The 14,941-nt window shown below is 76.3% G+C and carries 2 protein-coding genes; both read left to right on the top strand.

Annotated features, from left to right (window positions below; all coding sequences use genetic code 11):
• Positions 1-57: 57 nt before the first annotated feature.
• Positions 58-13,005, top strand: coding sequence for an SDR family NAD(P)-dependent oxidoreductase (locus ACFRMQ_RS25415; protein WP_380732924.1), 12,948 nt, complete (start codon positions 58-60; stop codon positions 13,003-13,005).
• A partial coding sequence (locus ACFRMQ_RS25410) for a type I polyketide synthase (protein WP_380732923.1) occupies positions 13,002-14,941 on the top strand: 1,940 nt, incomplete at its 3' end. The genes ACFRMQ_RS25415 and ACFRMQ_RS25410, both read left to right, overlap by 4 nt.

The following is a 14,941-nucleotide window of genomic DNA, read 5'->3' as shown; positions in this document are numbered from 1 at the left end:
CATGTCCGTGAGGCGGTGCGGTTCGCGGACGGTGTGCGGGCGTTGGAGGCCGCGGGGGTGACCCGGTTCGTGGAGCTGGGCCCCGACGCCGTCCTCACCGCGATGGCCCGCGAGTGCCTGGACTCCGACGACGCCGTGCTCGCCGCCACCACCCGGCGCGAGCGCTCCGAGCCGGAGACGCTGCTCACCGCGCTCGCCCAGCTGCACATCGGCGGCTGCTCGCCCGACTGGAGCACCCTGTTCCAGGGCGCCGCCCGGGTCGACCTGCCCACCACCGCCTTCCAGCGCACCCGCTTCTGGGTCGACGTCCCGGCCTCGGTCGGCGACGTCGCCTCCGTCGGCCTGGACTCCACCGAGCACCCGCTGCTGGGCGCGGCCACCATGCTGGCCGACTCCGACGGCGCCGTGCTCACCGGCCGGCTCTCGGTGCGCACCCACCCGTGGCTGGCCGACCACGTGGTCGGCGATCGGGTCGTGGTGCCCGGCACCGCCATGGTCGAACTGGCCATCCGGGCCGGCGACCAGGTCGGCTGCGGCCACCTGGAGGAGCTGACCCTGGAGGTGCCGCTGGTCCTGCCCGAGCAGGACGGCACCCGGGTGCAGGTCACCGTCGGCGCCCCCGACGCGGCCGGCAGCCGTACCGTGAGCGTCTACTCGCGCGCCGAGGGCGCGGCCGCCGACCAGCCGTGGACCCTGCACGCCTCCGGCCTGCTCGGCCAGGCCCCCGCGGGCACCGGCGAGCACCTCACCGAGTGGCCGCCGGCCGGCGCCGAGGCGCTGGAGACGGCCGGCCTCTACGAGCGGCACGCCGCCTCCGGCCTCCACTACGGCCCGACCTTCCAGGCCCTGCACGGCGCCTGGCAGCGCGGTGACGAACTGTTCGCCGAGGTCCGCCTCGCCGAGCGCCCGGCCGCCGACGCGGGCCGGTTCGGCCTGCACCCGGCCGCCTTCGACGCCGCGCTGCACGCGCTCGCCCTGCTCGGCGACGGCTCCGACGACGAGACCGCCCGGCTGCCCTTCATGTTCTCCGGCGTCTCGCTGCACGCCGTCGGCGCCTCGGTGCTGCGGGTGCGGCTGCGCGCCACCGGAGCGCACTCCTTCGCCGTCGACCTGGCCGACGCCACCGGCGCCCCGGTCGCCTCGGTGACCTCGCTGGCCTCCCGCCCGCTGACCAACCTGCGTCAGCAACAAGGCCCCTCGAACGACGCCCTGTTCCGGCTCGGCTGGAGCCCGGTCCAGCTCGCCGAGGCGGCCGAGGGGACCGACCACCGGGTGCTGCACAGCGTGCCCGGCGACGACGCCGAGGCCGTCCGGGCAGCCGTCCACGCGGCACTGGCCGCCGCCCAGGACGAGGACCCGCGCCCGCTGCTGGTGGTCACCCGCGGCGCGCTCTCGCTGGACGGCGAGCCGGTGGCCGACCTGGCCGGCGCCGCAGTCTGGGGCCTGCTGCGCGACCTCGACCAGGGCGCCGACGCCGAGACGCTCGCCGCCGCCGTCCTCGCCTCCGGCGAGCCGCAGCTGGCGATCCGCGCCGGGGCCGCCCACGCGGCCCGGCTGGCCGCCGCCGAGCTCGCCGCCGAGGACGCGGCCCCGCTCGACCCCGAGGGCACCGTGCTGCTGACCGGCGCGACCGGCGGCCTCGGCCCGGTGCTCGCCCGCCACCTCGTCACCGCCCTCGGCGCGCGCCACCTGCTGCTGCTCAGCCGGCGCGGCGGCGCCGAGGAGCTGACCGCCGAACTCACCGAGCTCGGCGCCCGGGTCACCGTCCGGGCCTGCGACGTGGCCGACCGCGCCGCGCTCGCCGAGGTGCTGGCCGGGATTCCGGCCGAGCACCCGCTCACCGCCGTGGTGCACGCCGCCGGCCTGCTCGACGACGGCGTGGTCGCCTCGCTGACCCCCGAGCGGATCGACGCCGTGCTGCGGCCCAAGGTGGACGGCGCGCTCAACCTGCACGAGCTGACCGCGGACGCCCCGCTGCGCGCCTTCGTGCTGTTCTCCTCGGTCGCCGGACTGGTCGGCGCACCCGGCCAGGGCAACTACGCGGCCGCCAACGCCTTCCTGGACGCGCTGGCCGCCCACCGCCACGCCCTCGGCCGGCCCGCCCTCTCGCTGGCCTGGGGCCCCTGGGCGCCGGTCGGCGGCATGACCAGCTCCCTGGAGGAGGCCGACCGGGCGCGCATCTCGCGCGGCGGCATGACCGAGCTGTCCGCCGAGGACGGCGTGGCGCTCTTCGACCTGGCCCGCGCCACCGGGCTGGCGGCGCTGGCCCCGGTACGGCTGAACCTGGCGGCGCTGCGCCGCCAGGGCGCCGCGCTCGCCCCGGTGTTCCGCTCCCTGGTGGGCCGCACCGTGCGCCGCGAGGCGGTCGCGGTCGCCGGCTCGGAGTTCTCCTTCACCGACCGGATGGCCGAACTCGGCGAGCAGGAGCGGGCGGACGCCCTGCTCCAGCTGGTCCGGGTCCAGGTCGCGGCCGTGCTCGGACACGCCTCCGCGGAGGCGATCGACCCGGGCCGGGCCTTCCAGGACCTCGGCTTCGACTCGCTGGCCGCCGTCGAACTGCGCAACGCCCTCACCGCCGAGACCGGCCACCGGCTGCCCGCCACCCTGGTCTTCGACTACCCGTCGCCCGAGGCGCTGGCCGGCTACCTGGTCGCCCAGTTCAGCGGCGTCAAGTCCGGCCCGCGCAAGGCCGTCCGGGCGAGCAGCGCCCGGGCCGACGAGCCGATCGCGATCGTCGGCATGTCCTGCCGCTACCCCGGCGGGGTCACCTCGCCGCAGGGGCTGTGGGACCTGGTGATCGGCGAGACCGACGCGATCAGCTCCTTCCCCGACAACCGGGGCTGGGACATCGACCGGATCTACGACCCGACCCGCGAGCGCCCCGACACCAGCTACGTCCACGAGGGCGGGTTCCTGCACGACGCCGGTGAGTTCGACGCCGGGTTCTTCGGGATCTCGCCGCGCGAGGCGCTGCTGATGGACCCCCAGCAGCGGCTGCTGCTGGAGAGCTCCTGGGAGGCGCTGGAGGGCGCCGGGATCGACCCGGTGTCGCTCAAGGGCAGCCGCACCGGCGTGTTCGCCGGCGTGATGTACCACGACTACTTCGGCGCGTTCGGCAGCGGCAGCATCGTCTCCGGCCGGGTGGCGTACACCCTCGGCCTGGAGGGCCCGTCGCTGTCGATCGACACCGCGTGCTCCTCCTCGCTGGTCGCGCTGCACCTCGCCGCCCAGTCGCTGCGCGGCGGCGAGTCCACGCTCGCCCTGGTCGGCGGCGTCGCGGTGATGTCGACCCCGGACCCGTTCGTGGAGTTCAGCCGTCAGGGCGCGCTCGCCCCCGACGCGCAGTGCCGCCCGTTCGCCACCGGCGCCGGCGGCACGGTCTGGGGCGAGGGCGTCGGCGTCCTGGTCCTGGAGCGGCTCTCGGACGCCAAGCGCAACGGGCACCGGGTGCTCGCCGTGGTCCGCGGCACCGCCGTCAACCAGGACGGTGCCTCCAACGGGCTGACCGCCCCCAACGGGCCGTCCCAGCAGCGGGTGATCGAGCAGGCCCTGGCCAACGCCGGGCTGTCCACCGGCGACGTCGACGTGGTCGAGGCGCACGGCACCGGCACCACGCTGGGCGACCCGATCGAGGCGCAGGCGCTGCTGGCCACCTACGGCCAGGACCGCCCGGCCGAGCGGCCGCTGTGGCTGGGCTCGATCAAGTCGAACATCGGGCACACCCAGGCCGCCGCCGGCGTCGCGGGCGTGATCAAGATGGTCCAGGCGATGCGCCACGGCGTGCTGCCCAAGACCCTGCACGTGGACGAGCCGTCCACCCACGTGGACTGGGAGGCCGGCGAGGTGCGGCTGCTGACCGAGGCCCGGGAGTGGCCCGAGGTCGAGCGTCCGCGCCGGGCCGGTGTCTCCTCCTTCGGGATCAGCGGCACCAACGCCCACGTCATCGTCGAGGCCGTCCCCGAGCCGGCCGCCGCGCCCGCCGCCGAGCGGCCGGAGACGGCCGTCCCGTGGCTGCTCTCCGCGAAGTCCAAGGCGGCGCTGCCCGCCCAGGCCGAGCGGCTGCTGGCCCTCGTGGACGCCGACCCGGGGCTCGCCCCCGAGGACCTGGCCCACGCCCTGGCCACCACCCGGGCCCACTTCGAGCACCGCGCGGCCATCACCGGCGCCGACCGCGCCGAACTGCGCGACTCGCTGGCCGCGCTGGCCGAGGGGCGCACCGCCCCCGGGCTGGCCGAGGGCACCGTCACCGGCTCCCGCCCGGTCCTGGTCTTCCCCGGCCAGGGCTCCCAGTGGCAGGGCATGGCCACCGAACTGCTCGCCGCCTCACCGGTGTTCGCGGCCGCCATGGCCGAGTGCGCCGCCGCCTGCGCGCCGTTCACCGACTGGGACCTGCTGGCCGAACTGAACGGCCCGCTGGACCGGGTGGACGTCGTCCAGCCGCTGCTCTGGGCCGTCATGGTCTCGCTGGCACGGACCTGGATCTCGCACGGGGTGCGCCCCGCCGCGGTGATCGGGCACTCCCAGGGCGAGATCGCGGCGGCCGTGGTGGCCGGCGCGCTGTCCCTGGAGGACGGCGCCAGGATCGTCACCCTGCGCAGCCAGGCCATCGCCCAGGACCTGTCCGGCGGGGGCGGCATGATGTCGGTCGCGCTGCCCGTCGACCAGGTGGAGGAGCGGCTCGCCGCCTACGACGGCCGGCTCTCCGTCGCCGCGCGCAACGGGTCGGGCTCCGTCGTGGTCTCCGGCTTCGTGGACGCGCTGGACCGCCTCCAGACCCAGCTCAAGGACGAGGGCGTCCGGGTCAAGCGGCTGCCGGTGGACTACGCCTCGCACTCCGCGCAGGTGGAGTCGATCCGCGCCAGGCTGCTGGAGACCCTCGCGGACGTCTCCCCGCGCCCCGCCGAGGTGCCGTTCTACTCGACCGTCACCGGCGAGCCGATCGACACCACCGAGCTGAACGCCGAGTACTGGTACACCAACCTGCGCCGGACCGTGCTCTTCGAGCAGGCCGCCGGGACCGCGGTCGCCAAGGGCCACGGCGTGTTCATCGAGTGCAGCCCGCACCCGGTGCTCACCGTCGGACTCCAGGAGACCTTCGACGGCGTGCGGGCCCTGGGCTCGCTGCGCCGCGAGGAGGGCGGCCCGGCCCGGTTCGCCGCCGCGCTCGGCGAGGCCTTCACCCACGGCGTCGCGGTCGACTGGCGGACGGTCTTCGAGGGCCGGCGCCCGCGCCGCGTCGAACTGCCCACCTACGCCTTCCAGCACGAGCAGTTCTGGCTGGACAGCGTCTCCGGCAACGCCGACGTCACCTCGGCCGGCCTCAACCGGACCGAGCACCCGATGCTCAGCGCGGCGCTGACCCGCGCCGACACCGACGGCACCGTCCTCACCGGCCGCCTCTCGCTCGGCACCCACCCGTGGCTGGCCGACCACGTGGTCGGCGGGGAACTGCTGTTCCCCGGCACCGGCTACCTCGAACTGGCCCTCCAGGCCGCCGAGCAGGTCGGCCTCGACCGGGTCGCCGACCTCACCCTGCACGCCCCGCTGGTCTTCCCCGAGCACGGCGCGGTGCAGCTCCAGGTGGTGGTCGGCGCGGCCGGGGACGCGGGCCGCCCGGTCGGCGTCTACTCGCGCCCCGAGAGCGAGGGCGACGAGCTGCCGTGGACCCGGCACGCCGACGGCGTGCTCGCCCCCGGCGGCGCCCCGGCCGGCCCGGGGCTCACCGTCTGGCCGCCCGCCGGCGCCGAGCCGATCGACCTCGACGGGCTGTACGAGCGGCTCGCCGAGGTCGGACTCGGCTACGGTCCCGCCTTCCAGGGCCTGCGCGCCGCCTGGCGGCTGGGCCGGGAGGTCTACGCCGAGGTGTCCTTCGCCCAGCAGGTGGACGGCTACGGCCTGCACCCCGCGCTGGCGGACGCCGCCCTGCACACCGTCGGCCTGACCGGCGTCGCCGAGGACGAGGCGCTGCTGCCGTTCGCCTGGTCCGAGGTGCGGCTGCACGCGACCGGCGCCAAGGACCTGCGGGTCAGGGTCGTGCCGCTGGACCAGGGCGGCGCGGTGGAGCTGACCCTCGCCGACGCCGGCGGCGCGCCGGTGGCGAGCGTCGGCGCGCTCGCCCTGCGCCCGATCCCCGCCGGACAGCTCGCCGCCGCCGCCAAGTCGGCGCGGGCGGGCTCGCTCTACCAGGTGGAGTGGACCGCCGCGCCGACCCCGGCCGTCGACCCCGCCCACCGGCCGGTCGTGCTGCGCAGCCCGGCCGGCACCGGCGCGGACGAGGTCCGGGCCGCCGTCCACACCGTCCTCGACCAGCTGCGCGAGCAGTTGGAGGGGGAGTCGACCGTGCTGGTGGCCACCGGCCCCGACCTGGCCGGCGCCGCCGTGGCCGGACTGGTCCGCTCGGCGCAGACCGAGAACCCGGACCGGATCGTCCTGGTCGAACTGGACGAGGACCCGGCCTCCGAGGCGCTGCTGCCCGCGGCCACCGCCGTGGGGGAGCCGCACCTGGCGATCCGCGAGGGCGCCGTCCTGCTGCCCCGGCTGGTCCGGGCCGAACCGGCCGCCGAGCGGGAGCCGCTGGAACTCGACCCGGCCGGCACCGTCCTGCTGACCGGCGCGAGCGGTGCCCTCGGCACCCTGATCGCCCGCCGACTGGTCACCGAGTGGGGCGTGCGGCACCTGCTGCTGCTCAGCCGCCGAGGCGCCGACCCCGAGCTGGTCGCCGAGCTGACCGCGCTCGGCGCCGAGGTCACCGGCGCCGCCTGCGACGTCGCGGACCGCGCGGCGCTCGCCGGGGTGCTGGCCGGGATCGCGGCCGAGCACCCGCTGACCGGCGTGGTGCACGCGGCCGGGGTGCTCGCCGACGGCGTGCTCTCCTCGCTCACCGCCGAGCGCCTGGACACCGTGCTGCGCCCCAAGGTGGACGCGGCCTGGAACCTGCACGAGCTGACCGCCGGCCTCGACCTCAAGGCGTTCGTGCTGTTCTCCTCGGCCGCCGCCACCCTCGGCTCGCCGGGGCAGGCCAACTACGCCGCGGCCAACGCCTTCCTGGACGCCCTGGCGGGCCACCGCCAGGCGCTCGGCCTGCCGGGCCAGTCGCTGGCCTGGGGCCTGTGGGCGCAGGCCGGCGGGATGACCGGAACGCTGGACGACACCGACCTGTCCCGGATCTCCCGGGGCGGCGTGGCGGCCCTGGCCACCGACGAGGGCCTGGAGCTCTTCGACGAGGCGCTGCGCTCCCGGCTCCCCGCCGTCCTGCCGATGAAGCTGGAACCGGCCGGACTGCGGGCCCAGGGCGACGCCCTGTCGCCGCTGTTCCGCGCCCTGGTGCGCACCCGGCGCCAGGCCGTCTCCGGACAGCCCGCCGCCGGCGCCGACTCGCTGCGCGGCCGGCTGGCCGCCCTGCCCGAGGCCGAACGCGGCCCCGTCCTGGTGGAGTTGGTGCGCACCCAGGCCGCCTCGGTGCTCGGGCACCGCTCGGCCGACGCGGTCGAGGCGCACAAGGCCTTCCGCGAGCTGGGCTTCGACTCGCTGGCCGCGGTCGAGCTGCGCAACGGTCTCGCGGCGGCCACCGGGCTGCGCCTGCCGGCCACCCTGGTGTTCGACTACCCCAACCCGCGCGAACTGGCCGGCTACCTGCTCGACCAGCTGGTCGGAAACCTGGCGGCGGCCGCGCCGGTCCGGGCCGCCGCGCCCGCCCACGCCGAAGAGCCCATCGCGATCATCTCGATGAGCTGCCGCTACCCCGGCGGCGTCGACTCGCCCGAGGACCTGTGGAAGCTGGTCGTCGGCGAGGTGGACGCCATCGGCGAGTTCCCCACCGACCGCGGCTGGGACCTGGAGTCGCTCTACGACCCGACCCTGGACCGCCCCGGCACCAGCTACGCCAAGCACGGCGCGTTCCTGTACGGCGCGGGCGACTTCGACGCCGACTTCTTCGGCATGGACCCGGAGGAGGCGCTCGTCACCGACCCCCAGCAGCGGGTGCTGCTGGAGACCTCCTACGAGGCGCTGGAGCGGGCGTCCATCGACCCGGCCTCGCTGCGCGGCAGCTCCACCGGGGTGTTCGCCGGCCTGATGTACCACGACTACTTCGAGAGCTACGGCTCCGGCAGCGTGGTCTCCGGCCGGGTCGCCTACACCCTCGGCCTGGAGGGGCCGACGCTGACGGTGGACACCGCCTGCTCGTCCTCGCTGGTGGCGCTGCACCTCGCGGTGCAGTCGCTGCGCCAGGGGGACTGCACCCTGGCCCTGGCCGGCGGCGTGACGGTGATGGCCACCCCGGGGACCTTCGTCGAGTTCAGCCGCCAGCGCGGCCTGTCCCGTGACGGGCGCTGCCGCCCGTTCGCGGACGCCGCCAACGGCACCGGCTTCGGCGAGGGCGCGGGCGTGCTGCTGCTGGAGCGGCTCTCCGACGCCCGCCGCAACGGCCACCAGGTGCTGGCCGTGGTGCGCGGCACCGCGATGAACCAGGACGGCGCCTCCAACGGCATCACCGCCCCCAACGGCCCCGCCCAGCAGCGGGTGATCCGCCGCGCGCTGGCGGCGGCCGGCGTGTCCGGCGGCGAGGTCGACCTGGTCGAGGCGCACGGCACCGGCACCACGCTGGGCGACCCGATCGAGGCCCAGGCCCTGATCGCGACGTACGGCGGCGAGCACACCGAGGAGCGCCCGCTCTGGCTCGGCTCGATCAAGTCGAACATCGGGCACACCCAGGCCGCGGCCGGTGTGGCGGGCGTGATCAAGATGGTCCAGGCGATCCGTCACGGGGTGCTGCCGAAGACCCTGCACGTCGACGAGCCGTCCCGGCACGTCGACTGGACGGACAGCCACGTCCGGCTGCTCACCGAGTCGCAGCCGTGGCCCGAGTACGACCACCCGCGCCGGGCCGGGGTCTCCTCGTTCGGGATCAGTGGCACCAACGCCCACGTGGTGATCGAGGCCGCGCCCGTCGAGGAGAGCGCCGAGGAGGCCGTCGCGGCTCCGGAGCACCAGGCCCCGCTGCTGCTCTCCGGCCACGGCCCGCAGGCGCTGCGCGACCAGGCCGAGCGGCTGCTGGGCCGCCTGGCGGACCGGGACGGGCCCGACCCGCGCCTGGTCGCGGCGGCGCTGGCGACCACCCGCGGCCACCACGCCCACCGGGCCGCGGTCAGCGGCGCCGACCGGGACGAACTGCTGCGCGGCCTGCGGTCGTTGGCCGATGGCCAGGCCTCGCCGGGTGTGGCGCTGGGCGTCGCGGCGGCCGGCCGCACCGCCTTCCTCTTCTCCGGCCAGGGCTCCCAACTGGTCGGCATGGGAGAGGAGTTGTCCGAGGCCTTCCCGGCTTTCGCGGCCGCCTTCGCGGAGGTCTGCGAGCAGCTGGACCCGCTGCTGGAGCGGCCGTTGCGCGAGGCGCTGTCCTCGGCCGAGCTGCTGGACCGCACCGAGTACACCCAGCCCGCCCTGTTCGCGCTCGAAGTCGCGCTGTTCCGGCTGCTGGAGTCCTGGGGCGTGCGCCCCGACCTGCTGGCCGGGCACTCCATCGGCGAGTTCGCCGCCGCCCACGTGGCCGGGGTCTGGTCGCTGGCGGACGCCGCCCGGCTGGTCGCCGCGCGCGGCCGGCTGATGCAGGCGCTGCCGGCCGGCGGCGCGATGGTGGCGGTCAAGGCCACCGAGGCCGAGATCGAGCCGCTGCTGACCGACCGGGTGAGCATCGCGGCGGTCAACGGCCCGAGCTCCGTGGTGGTCTCCGGCGAGGCCGGGGCCGTCCGGGAGATCGCCGAACGGTTCGAGCGCAAGCGGGAGCTGACTGTCAGTCACGCCTTCCACTCGCCGCTGATGGAGCCGATGCTCGACGAGTTCCGCGAGGTCGCCGCCGGACTGGAGTACCACCCGCCGCGGATCGCGGTCGTCTCCACCCTGACCGGCGCCCCGGCGACCGAGCGGGAACTGTGCTCGCCGGAGTACTGGGTGCGCCACGTGCGCGAGGCGGTGCGCTTCGCCGACGGCGTCCGGGCACTGGCGGAGGCCGGCGCGCGCCGCTTCGTCGAGATCGGCCCCGGCGGGGTGCTGACCGCGCTGGCCGCCGAGAACCTGACCGAGGAGCAGGGCGGGACCGCGCTGATCCCGCTGCTGCGCAAGGACCGGCGGGAGCCGGCGGCGGTGCTCACCGCCCTGGGCGCCCTCCACGTCCACGGCGGCACGGTGGACTGGGCGCGGCTGCTGCCGGCCGGCGCCGCCGTCGACCTGCCGACGTACGCCTTCCAGCGCCGCCGGTACTGGATGGCGAGCGAGCCGGCGGGCTACCGGGCGACCTCCGACCACCCGCTGCTGGGCAGCGCCGTGGACCTCGCGGGAGGCGAGGGGACGCTGTTCACCGGAAAGCTGTCCCTCCAGAGCCACCCCTGGCTGGCCGACCACGCGGTCGGCGGCGTGGTGCTGCTGCCCGGCGCGGCCTTCGTCGAAATGGCCCTCGCGGCCGGCGCGGACCTCGGGGCCGGCGCGGTCGAGGAACTGACCATCGCCGAACCCCTGCTGCTGCCCGAGCAGGGCACCGTCCGCCTCCAGTGCGCGGTGCGCCCGGCCGAGGCCGGCACCTGGACCTTCCAGGTGCACTCCCGCACCAGGGAGGACGACCCCTGGACCGCGCACGCCACCGGCCTGCTGCGGGCCGCCGAGGCCCCCGGACCCGACACCCCGCGGGCCTGGCCGCCGGCCGGCGCCGAGGCGCTCGACCTGGCCGGGACCTACGAGAGCCTGGCCGAGCTGGGCGCCGAGTACGGCCCGCTGTTCCAGGGCCTCAAGGCCGCCTGGCGGCTGGCCGACGAGGTCTTCGCCGAGGTCGAACTCCCGGTGGAGGCCGACCGGTTCGGCATCCACCCGGCCCTGTTCGACGCCTCGCTGCACGCGATCGGCCTGCGGGCCGGCGCGGAGCGGCGGATGAGCCTGCCGTTCGCCTGGAGCGGGGTCGAGCTGTACGCGGTCGGCGCGCGGGCGCTGCGGGTGCGGATCAGCCCGGCCGGCGCGGACGCGGTGCGGATCGAACTGGCCGACGGGGCCGGTGCCCCGGTGGCCCGGGTGGAGTCGCTGGTGCTGCGCGAGGTCGCGGTGGACCGGCTGGCGACGGCCGGCGGCGACGACTCGCTGTTCGCCCTGGAGTGGACCGGGATCACCGCCGGCCAGGCGCCCTCGGGCGGCCACTGGGCGGTGCTCGGCACCCCCCGGCGGCGCCTGCTGGACGCCCTGGCGACGCGGGTCGCCACCGTCAGCACGGTCGCCGACCTCGACGCACTCGCGGCCCTGGCCGACCCGGCGGACGTCCTGGTGCTGCCCTTCACGGGCGGCGACGACCCGAGGGCCGTCCACGAGGGCCTGGCCGCGCTGCTCGGCCGCCTCCAGTCCTGGCTGGCCGACGAGCGGTTCGCCCGGACGACGGTGGTCGTGGCGACCGCCGGCGCGGTCTCGCGGGCCGGCGAGGACGTCACCGACCTGGCCGCCGCGGCGGCCTGGGGGCTGGTCCGCACCGCCCAGTCGGAGAACCCCGACCGGATCGTGCTGGTCGACCTGGACGACCACGACGCCGACGACGAGGCCGACCCGGGCTGGCACCTCCTGCCGGCCGCGGTGGCCGGCGGCGAGGCGCAGCTCGCGGTACGGGCGGGCGCGCTCGGCGCGCCGCGGCTCACCAGGGCGGCGAAGGCCGTCCTGGACGCCCCCGTCGAGTGGAGCGGCCGGGTGCTGCTCACCGGCGGCACCGGGGCGCTGGGCCGCCTGGTGGCCCGCCACCTGGTCACCGAGCACGGGGTGGAGAGCCTGCTGCTGCTCAGCCGGCGCGGCGAGGCGGCGCCCGGCGCGGCCGAGCTGCGGGCCGAACTGACCGGCCTGGGCGCCGAGGTGACCGTCCTGGCCTGCGACCTCGCCGACCGGGAGGAGCTGGCCGGTGTGCTGGCGCGCCACCCCGTCTCCGCGGTGGTGCACTCCGCGGGCGTGCTGGACGACGGGACGCTCGCCTCGCTGACGCCCGAGCGGCTGTCCGCGGTGCTGCGCCCCAAGGTGGACGCGGCCTGGAACCTGCACGAGCTGACCAAGGACCGGGAGCTGTCGGCGTTCGTCCTGTTCTCCTCGGCGGCCGGCCTGCTCGGCAGCCCCGGGCAGGCGAGCTACGCCGCCGCCAACGCCTACCTCGACGGCCTGGCCCTGCACCGCAGGGCGGTCGGCCTGCCGGCCACCTCGCTGGCCTGGGGCGCGTGGTCGGGCAGCGGCGGCATGGCGGACCGGCTCAGCGAGGCGGACAGCCGCCGGATGGCCCAGTCGGGCGTGGGCAGCCTCTCCGAGGAGGCCGGTCTGGCCCTGTTCGACACCGCGGTCGGCCGGGCGGAGGCCGTCCTGATGCCGGCCCAGCTGGACCTGGCGGCGATGGCCCAGGGGAACCGGGTGCCGCCGCTGCTCGGCAGGCTGGTGCGCTCCTCGTCCTCGCGGCGGGTGGCGCAGGCCGCCTCCACGGCCTCGGCCGCGCTGCGGCGCGGCCTGGCCGAACTGGCCGGCCCGGAGCGGATCGCGCTCCTGCTGGACCTGGTCGGCGCCCAGGCGGCCGGGGTGCTCGGGGTCGCCGAGGTGGCCCTGGACCGGGCGTTCAGCGAGCTGGGCTTCGACTCGCTGACGGCGGTGGAGTTCCGCAACCAGCTCAACGAGGCCACCGGGCTGCGGCTCTCGGCCACGCTGATCTTCGACTACCCGAACCCGGCGGTGCTGGCCGAGCACCTGGACGCCCGACTGGCCCCGGCCGAGGGCGCGGCGGACGAGGGGCAGGAGGCGGCCGTGCGCCAGGCGCTGGGCGCGATCCCGCTGGCCCGGCTGCGGGACGCCGGACTGCTGGACAGCCTGCTCGAACTGGCCGGGCTCCAGGCCGAGTCCGCCGCCGCTGCGACGGACGAGGACGGCGAGGGCGGCGAGTCGATCGACGCGATGGACATCGAGAGCCTGATGAACCTGGCCCTCGACGACCTCGGCGGACAGCAGGAGGAGCTGTGACCAGGAACGCCACACCGGACGCCAGGATGGTCGAGGCCCTGCGGGCCTCGCTGAAGGAGACCGAGCGGCTGCGCGAGCAGAACCGCAAGCTCACCGCGACCGCGCGCGAGCCGATCGCGATCGTGGGCATGGCCTGCCGCTACCCGGGCGGGGTGACCTCGCCGCAGCAGCTCTGGGAGCTGGTGACGGAGGGCGGGGACGGCATCACGCCGTTCCCCGCCGACCGGGGGTGGGACGCCGACCTCCACGATCCGCGGCCGGGCCTGGAGGGCAAGTCCTACACCGCCGAGGGCGGGTTCCTGCACGACGCCGGTGAGTTCGACGCCGGGTTCTTCGGGATCTCGCCGCGCGAGGCGCTGGTGATGGACCCGCAGCAGCGGCTGCTGCTGGAGAGCTGCTGGGAGGCGCTGGAGGGCGCCGGGATCGACCCGGTGTCGCTGAAGGGCAGCCGCACCGGCGTGTTCGCCGGGCTGATGTACCACGACTACTTCGGCGCGTTCGGCAGCGGCAGCATCGTCTCCGGCCGGGTGGCGTACACCCTCGGCCTGGAGGGGCCGACGCTGTCGATCGACACGGCGTGCTCCTCCTCGCTGGTGGCGATGCACCTGGCGGCGCAGTCGCTGCGCGGCGGCGAGTCCACCCTGGCGCTGGCCGGCGGGGTGACGGTGATGGCCTCGCCGGGCACCTTCGTGGAGTTCAGCCGGCAGCGCGGGCTCTCCCCGGACGGCCGCTGCCGGGCGTTCGCGGAGGGCGCGGACGGCACCGGCTTCGCCGAGGGCGTCGGTGTCCTGGTGCTGGAGCGCCTGTCGGACGCCCGGCGCAACGGGCACGAGGTGCTGGCCGTCATCCGCGGCTCCGCCGTCAACCAGGACGGCGCGTCCAACGGGCTGACGGCCCCCAACGGGCCCTCGCAGCAGCGGGTGATCCGTCAGGCGCTGGCCAGTGCCCGGCTGTCGGCCGCGGACGTCGACGTGGTGGAGGCGCACGGCACCGGTACCACGCTGGGTGACCCGATCGAGGCGCAGGCGCTGCTGGCCACCTACGGCCAGGACCGCCCGGCCGAGCGGCCGCTGTGGCTGGGCTCGATCAAGTCGAACATCGGGCACACCCAGGCCGCCGCCGGCGTCGCGGGCGTGATCAAGATGGTCCAGGCGATGCGCCACGGCGTGCTGCCCAGGACCCTGCACGTGGACCAGCCCTCCGGCAAGGTGGACTGGGAGGCCGGCGAGGTGCGGCTGCTGACCGAGGCCCGGGAGTGGCCCGAGACCGAGCGTCCGCGCCGGGCCGGCGTCTCCTCCTTCGGGATCAGCGGCACCAATGCCCACGTCATCCTGGAGCAGGCCCCGGCCCCGGCCGCCGCCGAGCGGCCCGAGCCCGACCCGGCGCCGCCGGTGGCCCTGTGGCCGCTCTCCGCCCGCACCCCGCAGGCGCTGCCGGCCCAGGCCGAGCGGCTGCGGGCCTTCGCCGCCGACCGCCCCGAGCAGGCGGTGGGCGCGGTGGCCAGGTCGCTCGGCACCGAACGCGCCGTCTTCGAGCACCGGGCCGCCGTCATCGGCCCGGACCGCGAGCGGCTCCTCGACGGGCTGGGGCGGCTGGCCGCCTCGGAGAACGTGCCGTCGGTGCTGAGCGGCCGGGCCCGCACGGGCGCCAGGACCGCCTTCCTGTTCACCGGGCAGGGTGCCCAGCGGCTCGGGATGGGCGCCGAACTACGCGCCCACCACCCGGTGTTCGCCGAGGCCTTCGACGAGCTGAACGAGCGGCTCGGGGTCGGCACCGCCGACGTCCTGTTCGGCACCGACCCGGACACGCTCGACCGGACGCTGTACGCGCAGACCGGGCTGTTCGCCTTCGAGGTGGCGCTGTTCCGGTTGCTGGAGTCGTGGGGCGTCCGGCCGGATTTCCTGGCGGGGCATTCGATCGGTGAGGTCGCGGCCGC

Source organism: Kitasatospora sp. NPDC056783, assembly GCF_042789895.1.
GTDB lineage: Bacteria > Actinomycetota > Actinomycetes > Streptomycetales > Streptomycetaceae > Kitasatospora.
Note: the sequence above shows the minus strand (reverse complement) of the source record. Positions and strands in the feature narration are given on the sequence as shown.